This is a genomic window from Bradyrhizobium sp. STM 3843 (genome assembly GCF_000239815.1).
Lineage (GTDB): Bacteria > Pseudomonadota > Alphaproteobacteria > Rhizobiales > Xanthobacteraceae > Bradyrhizobium.
Map to the genome: position 1 here is coordinate 17,079 of NZ_CAFK01000066.1, position 21,778 is coordinate 38,856.

General features: G+C 63.8%; 19 protein-coding genes. 14 read left to right on the top strand and 5 right to left on the bottom strand.

The features are described from left to right. Nucleotides 1–4: 4 nt before the first annotated feature. From BRAS3843_RS09470 to BRAS3843_RS09495, 6 genes are all read left to right on the top strand, one after another. Nucleotides 5–1,168 (top strand): Wadjet anti-phage system protein JetD domain-containing protein, encoded by a 1,164-nt coding sequence (locus tag BRAS3843_RS09470; protein ID WP_008968620.1) that lies wholly within the window; start codon nucleotides 5–7, stop codon nucleotides 1,166–1,168. A 219-nt stretch (nucleotides 1,169–1,387) separates the two neighbouring features. Continuing rightward, nucleotides 1,388–2,413: a hypothetical protein gene (locus BRAS3843_RS09475; protein WP_008968621.1), complete on the top strand. Its 1,026-nt coding sequence runs from the start codon at nucleotides 1,388–1,390 to the stop codon at nucleotides 2,411–2,413. A 216-nt stretch (nucleotides 2,414–2,629) separates the two neighbouring features. Next, entirely contained in the window at nucleotides 2,630–3,559 is a 930-nt protein-coding gene (locus BRAS3843_RS09480; protein ID WP_008968622.1) for a DUF2167 domain-containing protein, read from the top strand. 301 nt (nucleotides 3,560–3,860) lie between these two features. Continuing rightward, nucleotides 3,861–4,913, top strand: coding sequence for an HlyD family efflux transporter periplasmic adaptor subunit (locus BRAS3843_RS09485; protein ID WP_008968623.1), 1,053 nt, complete (start codon nucleotides 3,861–3,863; stop codon nucleotides 4,911–4,913). Further along, nucleotides 4,913–7,234 (top strand): ABC transporter permease, encoded by a 2,322-nt coding sequence (locus tag BRAS3843_RS09490; protein WP_035981231.1) that lies wholly within the window; start codon nucleotides 4,913–4,915, stop codon nucleotides 7,232–7,234. The genes BRAS3843_RS09485 and BRAS3843_RS09490 overlap by 1 nt, the downstream gene beginning before the upstream one ends. After that, nucleotides 7,227–8,213 (top strand): efflux RND transporter periplasmic adaptor subunit, encoded by a 987-nt coding sequence (locus BRAS3843_RS09495; protein ID WP_008968625.1) that lies wholly within the window; start codon nucleotides 7,227–7,229, stop codon nucleotides 8,211–8,213. The genes BRAS3843_RS09490 and BRAS3843_RS09495 overlap by 8 nt, the downstream gene beginning before the upstream one ends. 107 nt (nucleotides 8,214–8,320) lie before the next feature. Here BRAS3843_RS09495 and BRAS3843_RS09500 read toward each other — a convergent pair whose 3' ends face one another. Beyond that, complete coding sequence (locus BRAS3843_RS09500; protein ID WP_008968626.1) at nucleotides 8,321–9,742, bottom strand: FAD/NAD(P)-binding protein; 1,422 nt, start codon at nucleotides 9,740–9,742, stop codon at nucleotides 8,321–8,323. A 232-nt stretch (nucleotides 9,743–9,974) separates the two neighbouring features. After that, complete coding sequence (locus BRAS3843_RS09505) at nucleotides 9,975–10,796, bottom strand: hypothetical protein (RefSeq protein WP_008968627.1); 822 nt, start codon at nucleotides 10,794–10,796, stop codon at nucleotides 9,975–9,977. Nucleotides 10,797–11,385: 589 nt separating this feature from the next. Here BRAS3843_RS09505 and BRAS3843_RS09510 point away from each other — a divergent pair. From BRAS3843_RS09510 to BRAS3843_RS09530, 5 genes are all read left to right on the top strand, one after another. Beyond that, a complete protein-coding gene (locus BRAS3843_RS09510; protein WP_008968628.1) occupies nucleotides 11,386–12,621 on the top strand; it encodes a branched-chain amino acid ABC transporter substrate-binding protein in 1,236 nt (411 codons plus the stop codon). Nucleotides 12,622–12,786: 165 nt separating this feature from the next. After that, nucleotides 12,787–13,734, top strand: a complete 948-nt coding sequence (locus BRAS3843_RS09515; RefSeq protein ID WP_008968629.1) for a branched-chain amino acid ABC transporter permease — start codon at nucleotides 12,787–12,789, stop codon at nucleotides 13,732–13,734. After that, nucleotides 13,731–15,035, top strand: coding sequence for a branched-chain amino acid ABC transporter permease (locus tag BRAS3843_RS09520; protein ID WP_008968630.1), 1,305 nt, complete (start codon nucleotides 13,731–13,733; stop codon nucleotides 15,033–15,035). Before BRAS3843_RS09515 ends, BRAS3843_RS09520 begins: the two co-directional genes overlap by 4 nt. After that, nucleotides 15,032–15,781 (top strand): ABC transporter ATP-binding protein, encoded by a 750-nt coding sequence (locus BRAS3843_RS09525; protein WP_008968631.1) that lies wholly within the window; start codon nucleotides 15,032–15,034, stop codon nucleotides 15,779–15,781. Before BRAS3843_RS09520 ends, BRAS3843_RS09525 begins: the two co-directional genes overlap by 4 nt. Further along, on the top strand, nucleotides 15,781–16,476 hold the full coding sequence (locus BRAS3843_RS09530) for an ABC transporter ATP-binding protein (protein ID WP_008968632.1): 696 nt from the start codon (nucleotides 15,781–15,783) through the stop codon (nucleotides 16,474–16,476). Before BRAS3843_RS09525 ends, BRAS3843_RS09530 begins: the two co-directional genes overlap by 1 nt. Before the next feature lie 39 nt (nucleotides 16,477–16,515). On the opposite strand, the gene BRAS3843_RS09535 is transcribed toward BRAS3843_RS09530, so the two are convergent. Next, the gene (locus BRAS3843_RS09535) at nucleotides 16,516–17,697 is read right to left on the bottom strand and encodes a radical SAM protein (protein WP_008968633.1); all 1,182 of its coding nucleotides are present in this window, start codon (nucleotides 17,695–17,697) and stop codon (nucleotides 16,516–16,518) included. 213 nt (nucleotides 17,698–17,910) lie between these two features. On the opposite strand from BRAS3843_RS09535, the gene BRAS3843_RS41415 reads away from it, so the two are divergent. Next, a complete protein-coding gene (locus tag BRAS3843_RS41415) occupies nucleotides 17,911–18,246 on the top strand; it encodes a hypothetical protein (RefSeq protein WP_175361099.1) in 336 nt (111 codons plus the stop codon). 56 nt (nucleotides 18,247–18,302) lie between these two features. Here BRAS3843_RS41415 and BRAS3843_RS09545 read toward each other — a convergent pair whose 3' ends face one another. Both BRAS3843_RS09545 and BRAS3843_RS09550 read right to left on the bottom strand, forming a co-directional pair. Further along, nucleotides 18,303–19,115 carry a hypothetical protein gene (locus tag BRAS3843_RS09545; RefSeq protein WP_139024795.1) on the bottom strand — a complete coding sequence of 271 codons (813 nt, stop codon included), beginning with the start codon at nucleotides 19,113–19,115 and terminating at the stop codon, nucleotides 18,303–18,305. A 162-nt stretch (nucleotides 19,116–19,277) separates the two neighbouring features. Continuing rightward, on the bottom strand, nucleotides 19,278–20,060 hold the full coding sequence (locus BRAS3843_RS09550; RefSeq protein ID WP_008968636.1) for an alpha/beta fold hydrolase: 783 nt from the start codon (nucleotides 20,058–20,060) through the stop codon (nucleotides 19,278–19,280). 81 nt (nucleotides 20,061–20,141) lie between these two features. Between BRAS3843_RS09550 and BRAS3843_RS09555 the strand changes: the two genes are divergently transcribed. Both BRAS3843_RS09555 and BRAS3843_RS09560 read left to right on the top strand, forming a co-directional pair. Then, nucleotides 20,142–20,870 (top strand): GntR family transcriptional regulator, encoded by a 729-nt coding sequence (locus BRAS3843_RS09555; protein ID WP_244425199.1) that lies wholly within the window; start codon nucleotides 20,142–20,144, stop codon nucleotides 20,868–20,870. Between the two features lie 11 nt (nucleotides 20,871–20,881). Next, a complete protein-coding gene (locus BRAS3843_RS09560) occupies nucleotides 20,882–21,751 on the top strand; it encodes a xanthine dehydrogenase family protein subunit M (RefSeq protein WP_008968638.1) in 870 nt (289 codons plus the stop codon). Nucleotides 21,752–21,778: the final 27 nt, after the last annotated feature.

Genomic DNA, 21,778 nt, shown 5'->3' on the forward strand with positions numbered 1-21,778 from the left:
GGCGATGGGACGGCGATTTTCCGATGCCGAGGCGCTCTTGTCCCATCTGCTGGACCGGCGCGAGGACGGCATCGCTGATCCGACCGCTCGTCCCGATTTTTCACCACTCGATAACGTCTCGGAGATCGACTGTTTCGTCAGGCGGCTCGAGGAGGCCGAGTCCGCTGGTGCCATCCGCATCGTCAAGGGGAGGGGGCGCGACAGCGACCAGATCAAGCTTGTCCGATTGCAGGATACCGTGCGGCTCTATGATCTGCTCGGACGCCGTCCAGTCGCAGAACTCGCTGCAGCGGCGACCGAGCGGTTGCGCGACCGGCTTGATGTGCCACAGGTCTTCGACACGCATATCGCTGCAATCCGCGCCACTTGGTCGCGAGGCAAGGAATGGCAGAAGCTCGGCATGGCCGACGTGGAGCGGCTACGAACAGCGCTGCTGTTTGCCAAAGCGATCCTTGAACAGAAGCACCGCGGTACCGACTACAGGACCTTCTCGCGCAAGGTCGCGGGCGACAGCAAGGCGTTGGAGCGGCTCGAAGGCGCCGTCGTGAGGCTGCTTGTCCCGGCACTCGAGCTGCCGCCGGGAGCGCGTCCGCGCGATGCCCTCAGGACGCTCGGACTGGAGAAGTTCGCACCGCCACTGCTTCTGGCCGGCCGTCTCGATTTCGACAGCGCCGAGTTGTCCCTGATACGGCCGGCCTATTTCGGCATCCCGCCGCAGGAGGCATCGCGCATCCGCTTGCGCGAGACGCCACGCTACGTGCTGACGATCGAGAACTATGCCAGCTTCCACCGACATATCGCAGAAGCCGATCGCGACGGCACGGGCGTGACCATCTATGTCGGCGGCTATCCGTCGCTGGCGACGCAGGATGCGTTGCGTGCGCTCGCAGGTCTCGTGCCAGACAATGTGCCGTTCTTCCATTGGTCGGACATCGATCCTGACGGCGCCTGGATATTCCGCACCATCGAGCGGATCATCGCGCGGCCGTTGCGGCCACATCTGATGACGCCGGAGCTTGCCGAGGCGTTTGGACGGGCGCCGGACGATCCGAGCCGGCCACCGAGGCAGGCGGAAAACACCGCGATTGCAGCTCTGATAACTTATCTATCGAGCGAGGGCGCCAAATGGCTGGAGCAGGAAGAGCTCGATCCGGCAATGCCCGTGTAGAACCGCTCTCCGCGCAGGCTGCGGTCAATCGCCACATGCGATCATCACCCGGCATTGATCAGATGGATTGCCACAAGCGGTGATTGCGGCGGCTGATGCGGCCAACACACACCGTGCAACTCTTTTGAGTTGGCCGCCGCTCCTTACGGCACGATTCACACACTTGCCGTAAACACATGGTGCAGCCTGAGTTCCGGCCCCATCAATCGAGATGCCTTCATGCGGATGTTTGCTCCTTCGACTGCCGTCGCACAACGCGCCGGTATGCTGTTCTGTGTCCTTTTTGCCCTGTCCATGCCGGCCCATGCGCAGACGGTGACACCCGAGCAGCCGGCGCAGGCCGCGGCGGATAAGCCGGACGAAACAAAACCGGTCGCGTCCGACGAGAAGCCGGCGCCTGCCGAGCAGAAGCCGGTGGCTGGTGCGGCGGAGCAACCCGCAGCGACGGCGGACAAGCCGGCTGAGAACAAGGCCCAGGCCGAGCCGCAATCGGCGCCGGTGAAAGCTGACGCTGCAGATGCGAAGGATCAGCCGGCCTCGGCCGCAGAGACTCCAGCGCGCAGCGATGACAAGCCGGCCGCCGCTGAGCAGAAGACCGCTACGCCCACCGTTGTCGAGGAGAAGAAGGAGCCGGAAAAGCCGGTTCAAGCCGAGGCGAAGCCTGCCGCTGTGCAGGAGAAACCGGTTGCTGCTCCCGAGCCTGCCGCTGCGCAGAGCGAGAAAGCTCCCGCGCCTGAGACGAAGCCGGCCGACGCTGCGGAGAAGGCAGCTGTGCAGGACAAACCAGCCGACGCCGGCGCGCCATCTCCTGCGCCGGAAAAACCTGCTGTCGCGGAGGACAAGAAGTCAGCCGCAGCCCCGCAGGAATCCAAAGCCCCGCTGGATTCCAAGCCGGCGGCGGCACAGGACAAGCCGGCTGCAGCGCAGCCGACGGCCTCAGAAGCGAAAGAGGCGAAGCCTGCGGCCACACCAAAACCAGCCGACAAGCCGAAGCCGGCCGCGGTTGAAGAGAAGTCGGCCGCCAAGCCCAAAGCGGCGACGCATTCAGAACATGCGGATGATGATGCGCCCAAGCACCGCAAGCATCACGCGCGCAGTGACGATGACGAGCCGGTCAAACGCAAGCGTCATGCGCATGTCACACACAAGCCCAAGGCGCATCAGAGGTGCACCCAATTCCGCACCTATGACGAGGATCGCGGCACCTATAGGGGATACGACGGGCGCATCCATTCCTGCAGGTAAGCTCGGACCGATCCGGCATAGCTGTTCGCGTCGGCTCACACCGACGCGCCAGCATGTCAGGTTCTAACACGTGCGGCGGACGCCGCGACGAGCGCAGCCCGGCGGTGACGGACTGATCATCGTCATCTTGCAGTCTCAAGTTGTGCCGCCTTGCACGACATCCCGGTTTCACGATACCATCGTTATTGCGTTGGGGATTTTGGGGGAGTGGGGCTCGTGCAAAGGTTGATCGTTGCTGCCGGCGCGATGGTGTTGGCGGCGCTCGTGTCGTTGTCCGCGTTTGCGCAATCGGCGCCGCCGAGCGAAGCTGCCCGCAAAGCGGAACTGAAGGCCGCCTGGCAGGCCGCGAGCCAGGCCGGCACCGACGGCCCCAGCGATATCACGCTGATCGACCAGGGTTCGCTGAAGCTGCCCGCCGACCATTTCTTCGTCCCGAAGAGCGAAGGCCTGCGTCTGCTGCGCGCACTCGGCAACGTCGTCGATGACGCGACATTCGTGGGGCTGGTGCTCGGAAAGCGTCAGAACGACCAGTGGATGGTGGTGATCCGCCATATCAAGGAAGGCTACATCAAGGAGGACGATGCCAAGAACTGGAATGCAGACGACCTCCTGAAGAACATCAGCGCCGGCGTCGAGCAGGCGAACCAGGACCGCGCCGCGCGCGGCTTTCCCGAGATGCAGGTGATCGGTTGGATCGAGCCGCCGACCTACGATGTGAGCGCGCATCGTCTGGTGTGGTCGCTCTTGGGCAAGGACAAGGGCGAGGCGGACGACGCGCCTAAGAACGTCAATTACAACACCTACGCGCTCGGACGTGACGGCTATTTCAGCTTGAACCTTTTGTCCGGATCCGATCGGATCGCGAACGACAAGGCGGTCGCGCATGAGCTGCTGTCCGATCTCTCCTACAACCCGGGCAAGCGCTATGAGGATTTCAGCGCGAGCACGGACCGGATCGCCGAATACGGGTTGTTGGCCTTGGTTGGCGGCGTCGCGGCGAAGAAGCTCGGACTGCTCGCGCTCGCCGGCGCATTCGTCCTGAAGTTCGCCAAGCTGATCATCTTCGGGGTGGTCGGCGCGGGTGCTGCGATCATGAATTTCTTCCGTCGCAAGCCGCGCAGCGACAACGCCGGCGGAGCCGCGTGAGGCGCCGACTGCATCAGCCATCCCGACTCATTCAGCCCAGGCTGCGCCTCATCTCGATCCTGCTATCGGCACGACATGAACGTCATTCACAACGTTGTTGAACTGGATTCAGTGGATTGACAGCAAGGTCCACGGCAAGCGAATTGCAGCCCCGCTGCGTGGCGTCGCGGCTGCTCCTTGGGCTGAAATTTGCTTGCGGCGCGACCAATTGGACGCAGAGTGGACAAGCGTAGTTCGGGCAGGGGCGGCACATTTCTCAGGCGCAGCTTGAGCCGACCGTCGTTCTGAAGAGGGCAGTTGAATGGATTCACCTTTGCCGGAAAGCGAGACGGGTCAAGTCGCAGCCAATTCGAGCGATAAGCCGAAGACGCAACCTTCGACGCGTGCACCCGCCGTCATCGTGGCGCTGGTGGTGACGGGCGTCGCCGCGTTATCGATCTGGTATTTGATGCGGCCCGAGCCGTTGCTGGTGCAAGGCGAGGTCGACGCCACGCGCATGGATATCGCAGCCCGCATCGATGGACGTGTCGCCGAGATTCCGGTGGCGCGCGGGCAGAACCTTCCGTCCGGCGCGGTGCTGGTGAAGATCGACAACCCCGAGACCCTGGCCAAGCTCAGGGATGCCGAAGCTGCGAAGGTCGTTGCGCAGGCGCAACTCGCCCATATCGAGGCCGGTACGCGCGTCGAAACCATTGCCGCGCAGAAAGCGGCCTATGAGCGCGCGCAGGCAGCGGCCACGCTGGCGCAGAAGACGTTCGATCGCGTCCACGAACTCTTTGGGCTTGGCCACGCGCCGCAGGCACAGCTTGACCTCGCGACGGACCGGCTGCAGGAGAGCCAGCGCGCGGCAGACCAGGCCAAATCGGCCTATGATCAGGCCGTCAACGGCGCCACGCGCGAGGAGCGGGCGCTGGCCGCAGCCAGCGTGCAGAAGGCGACCGCTGATATCGCCGGCGTGCAGGCGCTGGTCGACCAGATGACCGTCACCGCGCCCGTTGCCGCTCAGGTCTATCAGCGCAACGTCGAACTCGGCGAATATGTCTCGCCTGGGGTGCCGCTGCTCACTTTGATCGATCTCAGCGACATCTGGCTGCATTTCGATCTGCGTGAGGATCTCGTCAGGGCGCTGAAGGTCGGCGACCGTTTCGAGGTGCGGGTGCCGGCGCTGGGCGACCGCGCGATCACCGCCGAAGTGAAGCTGATCGCGACCCGCGGCGAGTATGCGAGCTGGCGGGCCACCCGCGCGACCGGCGCGTTCGACCTGCGCACCTTCGAGGTCCGTGCTTATCCAGTCGAGAAGGTGCCGGAGCTGCGCCCCGGAATGAGCGTCTACGCCGACTGGCGGAGCCGATGATGGCATCCGTGCCCAAGCCGGGTTTCCGCCTAGTCGTCACCCGCGAATGGCGCTGGATGCTGCGCGACCGCGTGATGCCGATCCTGGTGCTCGGGGTTCCGCTCCTCGCCGTCATCGTGCTCACCGCGGTGTTCAGCCATCAGGTGATGCGCGGCCTCGGCGTTGTCGTGGTCGACGACGACAGGACGCCGACCGCGGCCACGTTCATTGAATCCGTCGCGGCGTCGCCGACGCTGGCGATCGTTGCCCGCCCGGCCGATTTGTCGGCCGCGGCCCGTGCGATCCGATCGGGCGAGGCCGGGGCGGCGGTCTACATCCCCGCGAATTTCGAGCGCGATTTGCAGGCCGGCCGCCGGCCGCAGGTCACGGCCTTCTACAATCAGCAGGCACTCACTGCGGCGGGCGTGGCCTCGCAAGGATTGTCCGATGCGTTGCATGCCGCAGCGAGCCACGTGGCCGCAGCCGGCCATAGTGCACCTTCGCGGCATCGGATCGGCACGCTCGCCGTCGAGCAGATCGCGCTCACCAATCCCGAACGCAACTATGCGCAATATCTGGTTCGCGCGCTGCTGCCCGTGGTTCTGCATATCGTGGTCGCCATCAGCGCCGGTTACGCGGTTGGCTCCGAGTTCCGGCGCCGCAGCTTGCGGGCTTGGCTCGCCTGCGCGGGCGGCAATCCCATGACCGCGCTCGCCGGCAAACTGACGCCATTGTTCATCCTGTTCATCGGCATGATGGGCGTGCTGACGCTGGTGATCGAAGGCGTGTTCGGGATCCCATTTCGGGGCGACCTGCCGATGATGCTGGTCGCCGCGCTGCTGTTTCTGATCGCCTATCTCGCGCTTGGCGCGCTGTTGCAATTGGTGACCCGCGAGCTCGCGACAGGGCTTGCGCTCACCGGCCTGATCGTGTCGCCGGCGTTCGGCTTTGCCGGCGTCGGATTTCCCGTGATCGGCATGAACAGCTTTGCACAATATTTCGGCGCGCTGCTGCCCTTGCGCTGGTACATGTCCATGCTGTTTGGCCAGGCGGCCCGTGGCCTGCCGGTGCAGGCGAGCGCACAGCCGTTTGCAGCACTGGCATGCTTGGCCGCTCTCTTTGTCATCCTGGCAGTGTGGCGGCTCCGCGCGATCCAGCCTACCGCTGGGAGCACGCGGACGATGGAACGCGAGCCGGAGGATCCGGCGCTGCCGCAGCGCGGCGTTGATAGCGTCTTCGCAACCGAATGGCGTCGGGTGCTGTCGAATCGCAGCGTGTTCTCGACCCTGATGCTCGCACCGCTCATCTACGGCATCTACTACCCGCAGCCCTATCTGACGCAAATTCTCCACGAGGTCCCGGTGGCAGTGGTCGACAATGACCTCACCCATCTCAGTCAGGACATCGTGCAGGCGCTCGACGCCAGCGGAACGGTGCGCGTCGCAGTCCGCGCGCAGACCCTGGAGGAGGCGCGCGCGGCGCTTCAGCGCGGCGAAGTGTTCGCGATCCTCGGCATTCCGCCCGGTACTGAACGCGACGTGCTCAAGGGCGACGTCGCCCATCTGCCGTTCTATGCCGACGCGACCTATCTCCTGATCTTCAAGGCGACCGCCGCCGGCGTGGCATCTGCGGTCGCGACACTTTCGGCCGATCTGACCAGCCTCGGCGCACGCAGCGACGGCAGCCTGGCCAAGGCCTCTCTCGCCTCGGCAAGCCCAGCCGACATCCTGATCCAGCCGATCTTCAATCCGACCGGCGGCTACGCGAGCTATATCGTGCCCGCAGCGTTCGTGCTGATCATTCAACAGACGCTGCTGATGGCGGTTGCGATGCTGACGGTGGGCGGCTTGGCGGCGTGCCGTCCGCTGCCTACTGTGATCGGCCGCGCGGTCGCTCACTTGACATTGTCCTTGCCGGCGCTGGCGCTGTTTCTCGTGGTCCTGCCGCGCGTCTACGGCTTCTCGACACTCGGCCAGACCCCGGCGCTGTTTGCGCTCGCGGCCCCATTCATCCTCGCCACCAGCTTTCTGGGCCAGGCTGCCGGCGCGTGGTTCAAGCAACGCGAGACAGCCGTCCTGCTGTTTCTCGCCACCAGCATTCCGCAGCTCTTTGTCGTCGGCTTTGCCTGGCCGCGCGAGGCGATCCCGGCACCGGTCCTGACGGCAAGCCGGATATTCCCGTCCGACTTCGCTATCGACGGGCTGTTGCGGGTCAACCAGATGGGGGCCGATCTCAACGAAGTTTGGCCCGACTGGCGCGGCCTCTGGCTGATGACGTTGGTGTATTTCACCCTGGCCTGGCTGTCGGCAAGATGGCTTCGAGGGAGGCTGACCTATGGCTAGCATACGCATCCGGCTTCGCCGCCGCCGGCTGATCGGGCTGGCGGTGCTCGCTGCGCTGGCTGGCGGCGCCGCTTACCTGGTCTGGCGGCCGGAGCCCGATCTGCCTGTTGTCGGCATGGTCCGGTCCACCGAGATCAGGATTGCTCCCGCGGTCGGAGGTCAGCTCGCCGCCATCAAGGTCACGCGTGGTCAGCACGTCAAGACCGGCGACGTGCTCGCCGAGCTCGGCGCGCCTGAGCTTGCGGCGGCGATCGTGCAGGCCCGCACGGCAGGTGACGTGGCGCGCGCCTCACGGGCTCATGTTTATGCCGGCGCGCGCGAGGAGCAGGTCGCGATGCTCGCGGCGGAAATGCGCAAGGCGCAATCGCGCCAGGACTATGCGACGCAGCAGCTCGGCCGCACCTCGCAGCTGGCGCATGATGATTTCGCCTCGCAGGCGGCGCTCGACCAAGCGAATGCCGATGCCGACACGGCGCGCGCCGATGTTGCGGAGGCCGAGGCCAATCTTGAATCGGCCAAGGCTGGACCGACGCGTGATGAGCGCGGCATTGCCGATGCCCAGGTGGACGCTGCCGGCACGGCGCTGCGCGTATTGGAGCGACGCTTCGACAAGACCATCCTGCGCGCTCCGTCGGACGGCATCGTGGGCGTGATCGTTGCCGAAGTCGGCGAGGCTGTGCAGGCTGGCCAGCCCGTGCTCACGATCGAGGCCGTCGCGCAGCCTTGGCTTTCCTTCAACGTGCGAGAAGATCGTCTCCACGGCCTCACCGTGGGCACGAAGGTCGATCTCGTCGCCTCCGGTCATGATGGCCACTTTGCCGGCGTCGTCACGGAGTTGCTGCCGCTCGGCGAATTCGCGATCTGGCAGGCCGCGCGTGCGGTCGGCGATCACGATCGCAACACGCTGCGCCTGCGCGTCGATCCGCTGCTCGATGCACCTGCACTTGAACCGGGAATGACGGTGCATCTCCTGCGTTAAGCGTGATCGGGATCCATGCGCGCCGTGCTGCATGGATGCGGCGGCGAGCAAGATCGCACGCTGCGACGCTGTCGCCGCACGCGACGCGAGATCAGGTTCTCTCTCGCCTAGATTGCGGCCTGATGATCGATGACGGGGTGCGCCGGGCTGATCATATCGGGCAGCGTCGCGGGGCAGCCCTGCAAGAGCTGCGTCGCCAGCGCCGCACATTGGTTACGGATATCGGGAATGGCCATGATCTCCCAGAAGGCCGCGCGCGTGAGCGGACCAACCGCGAACAGCCGTTGCGACGGGAGGCCGTCGGCGCGCACGATGGCGCAGTCGGGCGTGATGTCGATGCCGATGCGGAGCACGTCAGGCCGCGCCAGGCCCTGGTCAAACAGGCTGCGCACGGCGGCATTGGTGGTCGCACGGGGATCTCGCACGATACCGGTGCAGTCGACGATGGCGCCGACTTCCATGCTCTCGATCTCGGATCGGCCGCGTCGACGATAATGGACGCGCGCACCGCTGATGCCGCCGTCGATGCCGACCAGCTTGGCCGCCTTGATCGTCAACTGTCCGTCCGCGATCACCGCCGCGATGCGCGCTTCGACTTCCGGCGCCATGCGATGCCGGTGGACGTCCCACCAGGCTCGGGCATGTTCCAGGAAGCTGCGCTTGGCGGAGAGCGGCAGCTCGCGCCACAGCCGATGACTAAAGGGTCTGATCGCGTCGATGACGCTGCGCCAATCACCGCCGTCCACCGCATGCGCGGCGATCCGTTGCCGGAACCAGCGCAACAGCCTGCTGGCGCCGATGCCGAACGGCACATCCTCCTCGCGCAACGAAAGGGGCGCCGTGCGCCGATGGCCTTTGGCCATCAGGCCACGGCGGGACATTGCGATGATGGGACCGTGATGTCCTTCGCGCAGCAAGGTGAGCACGTAGTCAGCCATGGTGAGGCCGGTGCCGAGGATCAGCACGGTTGTATCCTTGCCGAAGCCGGGAACGGACGGCGATATCCAGGGATCGGCATGCCAGGCGGATCGCGCGGTTGCCGCGTCATGGCCGGTCGCGAGCACCGCAACGTCGCCGACGAGGCGCGATCCGTCGGCGAGGCTCACTGTGACGTTGCCCCAGCCTTCGCTTACCGCCACGCATTCGCCGCGCAGGATCGTCAGTCGCTGCGCACCGTGCTCAGGCGACAGAAACGGATCAACAAGGCTCGCAACGTAATCGCCATACAGGCGGCGAGGGACGAAGCAATACGGATCAGGACAGAGTGGCGCGCCCTTCGCGCCCGTCGACAGCCAGCGCCAGAAATGGTCGGGGTCGTCGGGGAGCGCGCTCATATTGGCGGCGCGAACGTTGAGAAGGTGTTCGGAGTTGCCGGTATGATAGGCGAGCCCGCGGCCGATCTCGCTGCGCTTCTCGATCAGCGTTACGCGGAAGTCCGAATCCGGATGTTGCAGCAGTTGATAGGCGAGCAGGACGCCTGATGCGCCGCCACCAATGATGATTGCGTGTCGGTCTGGAGCGCAGCTCATGGACGGGCGCCTCTTTGAAACACCGCAAAACCCAGCAATTGCACTGTAGCATGCAATGCGGCTGCTGCCCGCAGGGCGCACGAAAAGACAAATCTATTCTCTTGTACTGCGCGTTCCCGCTACGCGTCGGCTAGGAACAGGCACACTCCTGACGAAACGACATCGCGCCGTGGCCGGCGAGGGGACACTTGCTAACCGACCTTATGAGGCGGCCCACATGACCGCCCGGTGCTTAGCGAGGAAACAGCGTCTGCGCTGTGGCGTTGGCGTTGCGGGGCCGTGGTGGCGGTACCACGCCTGGTGGCCGCGCTGCATCCGTCCGTTGCGGCAGGGGCGTAGCCGGCTTCGGCTGCTGCAGCGTCGAGATCCTGGTCATCACGCGCATCAGCTGGTCCTGGCCGGCCTGCAACTGCTCGGTCGCCCTGGCTTGATCGCGAACGACCTGTTCCTGGCCGGCCTTGAGCTGCTCGATCCCGACCTGCAGATCGGCGACGTCGCGGGCCAGCTTCTGGATCAACGGCATCATGTCCCGATCGACGGACGCGGTGTTGTTATCTCCACGGTCAATCGACGGCTGGGAAAGCGATGCGGATGACGCGTTCAGCGAGGCGGTCGTCATGTCCGAGGACTGTGTGCCGGCGGCAGACGACCGCACATTGGCCGAACTCACGTCGGTGGATGCATCGGCGTCGTTCGTTGCCGAAAACTTCAAAAGCGACGGTGTCCAGCGCGCCACCATCGATGTCGTAGCGTCGGGATAGAACCAGGCGGCAGCTCCCCCGATCAGGCCGGCCACAACCAGAATGCCGATCGCACCATGCAAAGTCCTGCGGCGAAACGACCTGCGCAAACGTGTTTGCGGAGTGCCTTTGTCACCACCGGCCAGCTCGGCCCCCCGGGGGGCAGGCTGGGCCGCGATATCCGCAAGGCGCTGGTCGATCCGCGACAGCACGTCGCGCACGACCCGCTTGTAGATATCCGTGTAAGAATCCTTCTCAGGCGACAGACCGATCTCGCCCGGATCAACCTCGTTCACGTTCTGCGTCGACTGCACTGGTATTCCTTTCAGGTCCAAGCCCCCCGGACCAAAGGCGCCCGTCAGTTCCCGAATCGTCCGACAAATCGGCGCGGTGCTTTGACCAAACAAAGACTTCGCCGTGACAAGTGCGAGGCGATTTCAGGTTCCAGGCGAGGTTCTTGGGTGAGCTTCTTGGGTGAAGTTCTTAGGTGAAGTGCTTGGGGATCGACCGCGCTGCCGGGCCAGGGCCCAGAGCGATTGCGACGCGCATGACGAAGATATTGTGACGATGAATTTGGCCGCCCTCGTGAGTTGACCCAGGCAGGAAGCGGGCGGCCGGCTCTAATTTCCTGCGTGCTGGACGACGCGAAAGCTGTTCGCTAGAAGGATGCATATTGAGTTTGATAAAGCTTAACATTGCGAGACAAATCGATCGCGGCGGCCCCGGAAGCGCCGGAGCCCTGTCAGCATGCTGGACCGGCGACGCGGTCGGGGGCGCGCATTCTGTGCGGCGGCATTTCAACGCGGCCGCCAAACGGCCTTGTCAACGTCGCATCAATGGCACTAGAAGAAAATCGTCAGCGAGGCACCCAAGAAACATAAGCTGATCTCCAAGGGAGGAAGAATGCGCAAAATCATCATCACTGTCGCCATGACCCTGCCAATGCTGGGGGCGGCCTATGCGCAAGACAGCATCAAGCTCGGCTATATCGATCCGCTGTCCGGAGGCGGTGCCAGTGTCGGCGAGGGCGGTCTCAAGACCTTCCAGTATCTCGCCGATGAGGTGAACGCGAAGGGCGGCATTCTCGGCCACAAGATCGAAATCCTGCCGCTCGACAACAAGACCAACCCGCAGGAGAGCCTGATCCAGGCCCAGAAGGCGATCGATGCCGGAGCGCATTACGTCACCCAGGGCAACGGCTCGTCGGTGGCGGCTGCGCTCGAGGATTTCGTCACCAAGCACGATACGCGCAACCCTGGCAAGGAAGTGCTTTTCTTCAACTACGCCGCGGTTGATCCGAGCCTGACCAACGACAAATGCAGCTTCTGGCATTTCCGCTGGGATGCGAGCTCCGACATCAAGATGGAGGCGCTGACCAGCTACATGAAGGGCCAGTCGTCGATCAAGAAAGTCTACCTGATCAATCAGGATTATTCGTTTGGTCAGTCGGTGCGGTCAGATGCGCGCAAGATGCTGGCGGCGAAGCGGCCCGACATCGAGATCGTCGGCGACGAGCTGCACCCGCTGCTCAAGGTCACCGATTTCTCGCCCTATATCGCCAAGATCAAGGCCTCCGGCGCCGATAGCGTCGTCACCGGCAATTGGGGACAGGATTTCGCGCTGCTCCTGAAGGCTGCGGCGGATGCCGGTCTCAAGGTGAACTGGTACACCTATTATGCAGGCGGCGCCGGCGGTCCCACCGCCATCAAGCAGACCGGCCTCGATCATCAGGTGTTCCAGATCACCGAAGGCATCCCGAACTCCGGCAACAAGGAGGCTATGGAGTTCGAAACGGCATTCCGCGCCAAGGCCAACATGTCGCTGTGGTATCCGCGGGCGGTCAACGAGATCAGGATGTTCAAGGCGGCGGCTGAAAAGGCCAACTCGGTCGATCCGATCAAGGTTGCGGAAGCGCTCGAGGATATGAAGTTCCAAGTGCTGGACGGCGGCGAAGGTTTCATGCGCAAGGACGACCACCAGTTCTTCCAGCCGATCTACATCTCCTCCTTCGGTACGCTTGCGGACAAGGAGAAGGAGCCGTTCGACGAGGAGAACACCGGCTGGGGCTGGCACATGGTCTCCAAGATCGACACGGCGCAGACCATCGTTCCAACGACCTGCAAGATGAAGCGGCCCTGACAGGCCGGCCACGTCGCGCCCCGTGCCCACAGCGGCACGGGGCAGCGCGGCTGTTTCCGCTTACGAGCGGGCGAGGGCTCGATCCCTTGTCCAACGGGCCTTGGCTAGGTGCTTGGCCCGGCCCAAAATTGCAATCGAGCCGTCCGGAGAACAAACGAGTGCGTCGTGCTTGAGTTGATCGTCATATCGACCCTCAACGGCGTCTTGTTCGGGATGCTGCTGTTCCTGCTGTCGAGCGGGCTGACCGTGATCTTCAGCATGATGGGCGTGCTCAATTTCGCCCATGCGAGCTTCTACATGCTGGGCGCGTTTTTCGGCTACCAGCTCACCAAATGGCTCGGCTTCTGGCCGGCGCTGGTGCTGGCGCCGCTCCTGGTCGGCGCGATCGGCATGGCGGTCGAGCGTTATGGCCTGCGCAACACCCACAAGCACGGTCATGTTGCCGAGCTGCTCCTGACCTTCGGTCTCGCTTTTGCGATCGAGGAGATCGTGTCGATGATCTGGGGCAAGAGCCCGGTCGACTATCGCGTTCCGGCTGCGCTCGATTTCCCAGCCTTCACGCTGTTCTCCACCAATTATCCGGCCTACAAGCTCTTCATGCTCGCGATCTCGGTCGCGATCTTCGTGGGGCTCTTGCTCGTCTTGAAGCGGACGCGCATCGGGCTCATCGTCCAGGCTGCGCTGACCCATCCGCATATGGTCGGCCACCTCGGTCACAATGTCGGGCAGATCTTCATGCTGGTGTTCGGGGTCGGCAGCGCGCTTGCCGGCGTGGCCGGCGTGATCGCGGGTCCGGCGTTGGTCACGCAATCCGACATGGCCGCGCTGCTTGGGCCGATCCTGTTCGTCGTCGTCGTGTTCGGCGGCCTCGGCTCGCTGCCCGGCGCCTTCATTGCCTCGCTTTTAATCGGGCTGATCCAGACATTTGCGGTGGCGTTGAACGGCTCGCTTGCGACCGCCTTCGGGCCGCTCGATCCGAGCCTCGGCCCCTCGGTGCTGACCGACATCTGGAACGTCACGATTGCCCAGATCGCCCCGATCCTGCCTTACGTGCTGCTGGTGTTGATCCTGATCGTCCGTCCGCTTGGCCTGATGGGAACGCGTGAAACATGAGCCAGGCCATCACCACCGCCGCCGACCTCCTCAAGGAGCACAACGGCCGCAACCTCGGTTTCTACGGCATCTGGCTCGCGGCCGCCGCCGCACTCGTCGTGCTGCCGTTGATCTTCTCCTCCGGCGGCGCGCTGACCTCGTTCAGCCTGATCGGCATTTCGATCATCTTCGCGCTGTCCTACAACATCCTGCTCGGGCAGACCGGCCTGCTGTCGTTCGGCCATGCCGTCCAGTATGGGCTCGGCGGCTTCCTCGCGGTTCACGCGATGAACGCCGTGGCCGATCATCAATGGCCGGTCCCACTGCCGTTCATTCCGCTGATCGGCGGGGTCGGCGGGCTCGCCTTTGCCATGCTGGTCGGATGGGTGATAACCCGGCGCGCCGGCACCGTCTTCGCCATGATCTCGCTCGGCATCGGTGAGCTCGTTGCCTCGTCCTCGCTCATTCTGCGCAGCGTGTTCGGTGGCGAAGCCGGCATCACCACCGACCGCACCGCGCTGCCGCACATGTTCGGCTGGAGCTTCGGGCCACAGATCCAGGTCTATTATCTGATCGCGTTCTGGCTGATGCTCTCGGCGATCGCGATGTATGCGCTGACCCGCACGCCGCTCGGACGCATCTGCAACGCCGTACGCGACAATCCGGGGCGGGTCGAGTTCATCGGCTATGATCCGCATGTCGTGCGCTATCTGGCCTACTGCTTCGCCGGGCTGTTTGCCGGCGTCGCCGGCGGGCTCACCGCGATCAATTTCGAGATCGCGAACTCGGCCTTTCTGGGCGCAACGCAATCGGGGCTCGTGCTGTTTGCGACCTTCATCGGCGGCACGGCGTATTTCTTCGGCCCGGTCCTGGGCGCCATTCTCGTGACCTATCTGCAGCTCGGGCTGACCAATGTCACCACCGTCTGGCAACTCTATTTCGGCATCATCTTCATCGGCATCGTGATGTTCGCGCCCGGCGGCATCGCCGGCCTGCTGATGATACACCGCCCGCTGATCCGCGGCCGGACGCTCGGCATGGTGATCCCATCCTATCTGATTGCGGCGCTCCCGACCTTGGCACTGGCGCTCGGCATCATCCTCGCGATCGAGACGGTCGCGCGTTACAGCCAGGGCCAAGGGGAGGGCAGCGTCATCAACCTGCTCGGTGTTGCCTTCAACGCCACCTCGCCGGTCACCTGGATCGTCGCGGCAGTGCTGATCATCGGCGGCTTCGCCGTCTCCCGGATCACCTGGCGCCGAATGGCGGAGGCGTTCGATCACGCCGCGACCGTGGCCCGCGATCGGGGGTACCTGGCGTGACCGCAGCCATCGACATCCGCGCCGTTGAGAAGCGCTTCGGCAATATCAACATCATCCGCGATCTCAATCTGAGCGTCGCGAAAGGTGAACGCCACGCCATTATCGGGCCCAACGGCGCCGGCAAGTCGACGACCTTCAACCTGATCAGCGGCCATCTGAAGCCGACCTCGGGTGAGATCCGTTTGAACGGCGAGGTGATCTCCGGCCTGCGCCCGTTCGAGGTCAACCGGCGCGGTCTGTCGCGCTCATTCCAGGTCACCAACGTCTTCGCCAAGATGACGGTCTGGGAAAATGTCCGCTGCGCGGTGCTGTGGGCCACCGGCCATCGCTACGCGTTCTGGAAGAATGTCGACGAGCTGCCGGAGGTGCGCCGGCGCACCGCCGAGATTCTCGAGGACATTCACCTGATCCATCGCCGCGACGTGCCCGCCGGGCTTCTGACCTATGCCGAGCAGCGCGAATTGGAGATCGGCATCACCATCGCGGGGGGCGCCGACGTCATCATGCTGGATGAGCCGACCGCAGGCATGAGTCACGCCGAGACTGAACGCGCGGTCGCGCTGATCCGCCGCCTGACCGAGGGCCGCACGCTCGTCATCGTCGAGCATGACATGAGCGTCGTGTTCGGGCTGGCCGACCGCATCTCGGTGCTGGTTTACGGACACATCATCGCCTCCGGCACGCCCGAACAGGTTCGCGGCGACCCCAAGGTCAAGGAAGCCTATCTCGGCGAGGAGGCGCATTGATGCTCGAGGTGAGGGACCTTCATGCCTTCTACGGCAAGAGCCATATCCTGCAGGGCGTCGATATCAGCATCGGGGCAGGCGAGGTGGTGAGCCTGCTCGGACGCAACGGCGTCGGCCGCTCGACCACCGTGAAAGCGATCATGGGCGAGGTGGCGCCGCAAGGCACGATCCGCTTCAAGGGAAGGGATATCGCCGGCCTTCCGAGCTACCGGATCGCGCGCGCCGGACTCGGTTATGTTCCGGAGCACCGCGACATCTTTCCGGGCCTGACCGTCCGTCAGAACCTTGTGCTCGGCATCAAGGATGTCGGCAAGCCCGGCAAATGGCGCCTCGAGACCATGCTCGAGATGTTTCCCAATCTGGCCTCGCGAGCTGACACGCCTGCGGGCGTCCTGTCCGGCGGCGAGAAGCAGATGCTGACTATCTGCCGGACGCTGATGGGCGATCCCGAGCTGATCATGATCGACGAGCCGACCGAAGGGCTGGCGCCCCTGATCGTGCAGCAGGTCGGCGATCTCATCGCGAAAATCGCGGCCGCCGGAGTCGCCATCCTCCTGGTCGAGCAGAAGCTTTCGATCGCGCTGCGGATCTCGCACCGCGTCTATGTCATGGGCCACGGCCGGATCGTGTTCGAAGGCACGCCCGACCAGCTCAAGGCCAACGCCGCCATCCGCAAGGAATGGCTCGAGGTGTGACGGCGGGTCGCCGGCAGCTCCCGCGATCGTGTCTATATGTCAGCTTCCCGCCAAGGCGTCGCGCATGGCGACGCGGCTTCCGTCCGGCTTGCTGAAATAGAGATGGCTCTCAAGCACGGATTGCATGTTTTCAAACATCGAATAGAGGTCGTCGCAATAGACCGATGGATTGTCGTAACCGTTCTTCTTCGAAAAGCGATGTGGAAGATAGCCGCCGCCACACGCATTCATGAATTTGCATTCGCGGCACTTCGCGCAAAGCTTAACCGACGCGTCGCGTGCCGCTTTCCAGCGAGGCTCGTTCCTGACCTCGTCGATCTCATGATCGAAGATGTTGAACCTGGTGCTCGTGAACCCGTCGCCCGCGATACGCAGCACATCGTGAGCCTCCACCGTGCCGTCGGTCATAACGGTGCAGAGCTCGACAGGTTTGTGGCCCACGCCTTCGGTCGGTGAATTGTTTCCGAGCAGGGCAGTGATCATATCGGAAATGATGCGGATTTTGGCCGTTTGCGTCGTGCGATTGGCCGCAAGCCAGACGTCGAACAGGCCCTTATAGAACGCGGCGATGGACGGCGGGTTTTCATCCACCGTCGCATCGGGGATCATGATGTCGTAGTTGACGATTCCGCATGCGGCGAAGAAATCGGCATATTGCTGCGGCGGGTAGGCAGGATTGCAGACCGCCAAGGCGATGACGCCGATGTCACGCGATACCAGCATGCGAGCGGCTCGTTCCACCGCAGCGTGGGTGCCTGTCCCCTGAAAGGTCCTGCGGTTGAGGTCGTGAATATGCGCGGGCCCGTCCAGACTGATCGCAACCGAAATGTTGCCGCGCTCGAAGCAGTCCAGCCATTGGTCATCGATCAGCACGCCGTTGGTCGTGACCGCAATCGGTATGTCGCAGCCGGTACGTGCTGAAATGCCGTCGCAGGCTTCGGCAAAGCGGTCAAAATTTTCAACGCCCCAAAGCAGGGGCTCCCCCCCGTGCAGGATAATAGGAAATTCAGCCAGCGAGTATCTCACGACGTGCTGCTCGATGCGCTGAAGCAATCGATGCAGCACGTCAGCACTCATCAGCTTGGGCTTGCTATAGACGGACGCGTCACGAAACCAGTAGCAATAGGAGCAGTCGATGTTGCATCTGGTGGCGACCTTGACCAGCAGCTGCGTGATCGGCTGATCCTGAAACGCGGCAAAGTCTGAACGTTCAGCCAGCATGCCGACACCGAGACAGGCGTGGAGAAACCATCTGGAGCAGCGAATTTGAAATTCCGATCAGTCGGGCGGTGCGTTCTTCATCGGAACTTCAAATTCAAAGCCGCACCGGCGACGTGATGCGAAGGTCGCGGAGTGCTAGTATCCTCGAACAAAACCCCCGCGGCGGAATGCACCGACGCCCGGAGCGTACCCGCCTCGGCGAAAGGCGCCCGCATGTGGTCCTTTCGCAAACCCGCCACGTCTGAAATAAACCTGGGTCGTCGTGGCCTCGTCGGCGACTTCCTTCGCATTCTGTCCGCGGAGATCGTTCAGCAATGCCTCGATACCCTGATGGTCGCTCTGAATAGTCGCGCCTGGCCCGTGCAGCTGTATGAGGCTCGCCAAAATCTTCAGCGTCGTAATTGGCATGATGTGCTCCTCTTTTCGCGACGCAGCGTAGGAATCGAACGAAAGGCCGGTCAATCAAACCCGGCAGAGCAGCACCAACGTGTAAACCTTTTCTCGGACGGTGGCAACGCCACGAGAATGCACGCGCTCGAAGCGACCTGAGGACCAGCGCCCCCAGGGCTTTTGAGTGCAGAGGCTTTCGAGTTCAGGGGCTCAGGTCACTGGAATCGCAGAGGGCGCGGCAGAGCCGGCCGAGGCGCCGGACGTGGAGCTGCTCCGGCGGGCGCCTCGCTTTTTGCCGTTCGGCAAACACGCGCCAGCTGGTCCTGACTCGCCTGCAGCTGCTCGGTCGCGCGGCTCGACTGTTCCTGGCGACTCTTCAGCTGCTCGATCCCGGCCCGCAGATCAGCAACGTCCTGCGCAATCTTCTGGATCAACGGCGTGAGGTCTCGCTCGGCGGCCGGCGCAGCGGCTGGCGAATTCGAATCGTCCGCCTCGGCTACCGTCTCCGCCGCTCCTGCATTCGCATCCGGCAAGGGTGAGGCAGGGGCCGCATGCGCCACATTGGCCGAGCTCAGATCGGTCGGGGTCTCGACTTCGCTGCCCAAGACTTTCTGAAGCGAAGGCACCCAGCGGGCCACCAAGGATGTGGCGGTACCGCCGCGAAACCAGACCACGACGGACCCGACGAGCCATATCGACAAAGCCAGACCAATGACGGCGCGCACCAGGCGCAGCCCCCGTCGTCCCGAGCGGCGTACCTCCGCTTGCGCGCTGCCATCGACATCGCCGATGAGTTCACCAGCGTCGGACGACTCAGGGACGATGGTCTGAGCTTCGATCTGCGCGATCCGTTGATCGATACGCGCAAGCACCTCACGTACGACCCGCTTATAGATGTCCTCATAGACATCATTGTTGAGCGACAGAGCAACGTCACCCGGATCAACTTCTTTCGCGTCGTTCGCGTCTGACGTCGACTGCATTGGCATTTCCCTCAGGTCCAATACCCCCAGGGCAAAGGGTGACATTCCCGTGCTCCAATCATCCGCTGCTTTGACCAAAGCAAGACAGTGCGGTGACGAGCCCGAGGTGATTTTTAAACGGCGTTGCAACGCATGTCGGTGCAATCGGTACGCCGAATGAGATCACAGGCGACCGAATTGCCGAATTGAAAGGACATCGCGCAATGCTTACGCGAGAAAGTCCTCGACCGCCTTTATGAAGGCGTCAGGTTGCTCCAGCGGCGGACAGTGTCCGCACCCCGGCAATTCCACGTAGGTCGCGCCCGGAATCTTCTCAGCGAGCAGCCGGCAGAGTGGGGGCGGGGTGGCCGCGTCGAGCGCACCGCAGACGACGCGCGTGGGCTTGCGGATGGAGCCGAGCTGCGGCGTCAGGTCGGCGGACATCAAGCTGCGGCAGGCGGCGATGAATCCCTCTGGCGCAATTCCCAGCAGGACGCGCCGCCGCTCCTCGATAGCGCCGGGATGGGCGGCCAGATAGGCGTCGTGGAATACCCGGTTGGCCGAGATGGTCGCCACCGAGCCGATGCCTTCGCTCTCGACCTTGGCCGCCATCACCTCGAACGCTTTCCGTCCTTCCGGTGGGAAGCCGGCCGCAACGTCTGACAGCACCAGCTTGCCGAACTTGTCGCCGTGTCGGAGCGCCATCGAGATGGCGGCGGTGCCGCCGAAGCCGTTGCCGATGACGATCGTCTCCTTCGAAAGTCCGCCGGCTACGAAGACCGATGCAAGGCGATCGGCATAACCCTCGATTCCCGGCGCGATGCAAGCGGAGCCGTGAAAGCCGGGCAGGTTCACCAGCGTGACCCGGAACCTGCGCGCCAGCCAAGGCAGCACCGGATCGAACGCGGCGCGATCGGCAAGAAGCGAATGGACGATGAGCAGGTCCGCCCCAGCGCCGGCCTGCACCGCGGTCAGGCGACCATCCGCAAACGTGACGGAGTTGAGTTCCACCGGTTGCCTCATTCAATATCAGATTGAGAGAAATAAGCAGCATCTGAAATTGGCGTCAACGAAACTTGCATATGAAATTACTTGAATATTTGTCCTATTGCGTGTCGATCTGACCGGCCTATAATATATCAGATGAACGAGATTCCTTACCAGTTGATGCGCTCGGATATCTACGGCGCCCTGCGGCGCGAGATTCTGAGCTGCGCCATTCCGCCTGGGGCGGAAATCCGCGATGCCGACATCGCCGATCGCTTTTCAGTCTCCCGCTCGCCGGTCCGCGACGCGCTGCTGCGGCTCGAGGCGGAAGGCCTTGTCGTCATCAGCCCGCGCAAGGGCTATCGCGCGTCTCCGATCTCCATCGCTGATGCGCGCGATCTGTTCGAATTCCGCGCGGTTCTCGAGCCTGCCTGCGCCGCAAGCGTGGCGACCGAAGCCAGCGAGGAATCCTTGCGCGCGCTCGACCGCTTCCGTTCGATGAACGGCATTGCTGCGGCCGAGGCGGGGACCGCGCCTTCATTCGTGGACTATAATCGCGAATTCCACCTCGCCATCGCGCGCCTTTGCACCAATCAGCGTATTCGCGTGGCGACCATCGACCTGATCGAGCAGTTCGATCGGCTCGTCACCGTGAGCATCAGCAGCAACGAGGCCGGTGGACAGCGCGATGCGCTCATCGCAGAGCATTGCGACATCATCGATGCCCTGCAGGCCCGCGACGGCAAGCGGGCCGGACGGATCTTGGCGCGGCATGCCGGCCGTGCACGCAAGCGCGTGCTGTCGGCCCTGTCGCGCTCGCCGATCGTGCCTTAAGGAGGCCGACGGTGAAAGCCTCCGCCTTCGCCTATCACGATCCGCGCAGCTGCAGCGACTTGGTTGAGCTGCTGGCGAAGCTCGACAATGCCAAGCTGCTTGCCGGCGGGCAGTCCCTGATGCCGATGCTCAATTTGCGGGTGGTGGCGCCGGATCATCTCATCGACATCAACCGCATTCCAGAGCTTGCTGGCATCCGCCTTGCCGCGGACGCGGTCGAACTTGGCGCCATGACGCGGCAGTCCGACCTTCTGGACTCCCCGGATCTGGCCGTGGCGGCGCCGATCTTTCGCGCAGCGCTTGCCCATGTCGGCCATGTCCAGACCCGGTCGCGGGGCACGATCGGCGGCAGTTGCTGTCATCTCGATCCCGCCGCCGAGCTACCCGCACTCTGTGCGATGCTGGATGCGGAGTTCGATGTCGTCGGCGCGGGCGGTTCGCGCGTTGTCAAAGCGCGGGACTGGTTCAAAGGCTATCTCGAATCTGCGCTGGACGAGCGGGAACTGCTGCGCTCCATTCGATGGCAGCGATGGTCGGTCGGACACGGTTCTGGATTCAGCGAATACGCCCGCCGCCGCGGCGATTTCGCGATTGCCGGCGCCGCGGCCCTGCTGGAATTGGACACGGAAGGGGCTGTCCGACGCGCCGCGATCGTCGTGTTCGGCGTAGAGCCGTCGCCTGTGCGACTGGCTCAGACCGAGCGGGCGCTGACCGGACGCAGGCTCGATAGCGGGGCCATTGCCGAGGCTGTCGCGGAAGCCCGCAGGCTGGATCCGGTGTCCGACGTGCATGTATCAGCCGCTTATCGGCGCCATCTCGCCGGGGTCGTCACGATGCGTGCGCTCGCTGATGCCGCGCGCAATGCGGAGATGCCCACATGAGCGCACGCCGGATCAGTCTCCGCATCA

Coding starts and splice junctions, on each gene's coding strand:
- BRAS3843_RS09470 (WP_008968620.1), top strand. CDS start 5: ATGGGACGGCGATTTTCCGATGCCGAGGCGCTCTTGTCCCATCTGCTG.
- BRAS3843_RS09475 (WP_008968621.1), top strand. CDS start 1,388: ATGCGGATGTTTGCTCCTTCGACTGCCGTCGCACAACGCGCCGGTATG.
- BRAS3843_RS09485 (WP_008968623.1), top strand. CDS start 3,861: ATGGATTCACCTTTGCCGGAAAGCGAGACGGGTCAAGTCGCAGCCAAT.
- BRAS3843_RS09490 (WP_035981231.1), top strand. CDS start 4,913: ATGGCATCCGTGCCCAAGCCGGGTTTCCGCCTAGTCGTCACCCGCGAA.
- BRAS3843_RS09495 (WP_008968625.1), top strand. CDS start 7,227: ATGGCTAGCATACGCATCCGGCTTCGCCGCCGCCGGCTGATCGGGCTG.
- BRAS3843_RS09500 (WP_008968626.1), bottom strand. CDS start 9,742: ATGAGCTGCGCTCCAGACCGACACGCAATCATCATTGGTGGCGGCGCA.
- BRAS3843_RS09510 (WP_008968628.1), top strand. CDS start 11,386: ATGCGCAAAATCATCATCACTGTCGCCATGACCCTGCCAATGCTGGGG.
- BRAS3843_RS09520 (WP_008968630.1), top strand. CDS start 13,731: ATGAGCCAGGCCATCACCACCGCCGCCGACCTCCTCAAGGAGCACAAC.
- BRAS3843_RS09530 (WP_008968632.1), top strand. CDS start 15,781: ATGCTCGAGGTGAGGGACCTTCATGCCTTCTACGGCAAGAGCCATATC.
- BRAS3843_RS09535 (WP_008968633.1), bottom strand. CDS start 17,697: ATGCTGGCTGAACGTTCAGACTTTGCCGCGTTTCAGGATCAGCCGATC.
- BRAS3843_RS41415 (WP_175361099.1), top strand. CDS start 17,911: ATGTGGTCCTTTCGCAAACCCGCCACGTCTGAAATAAACCTGGGTCGT.
- BRAS3843_RS09545 (WP_139024795.1), bottom strand. CDS start 19,115: ATGTCACCCTTTGCCCTGGGGGTATTGGACCTGAGGGAAATGCCAATG.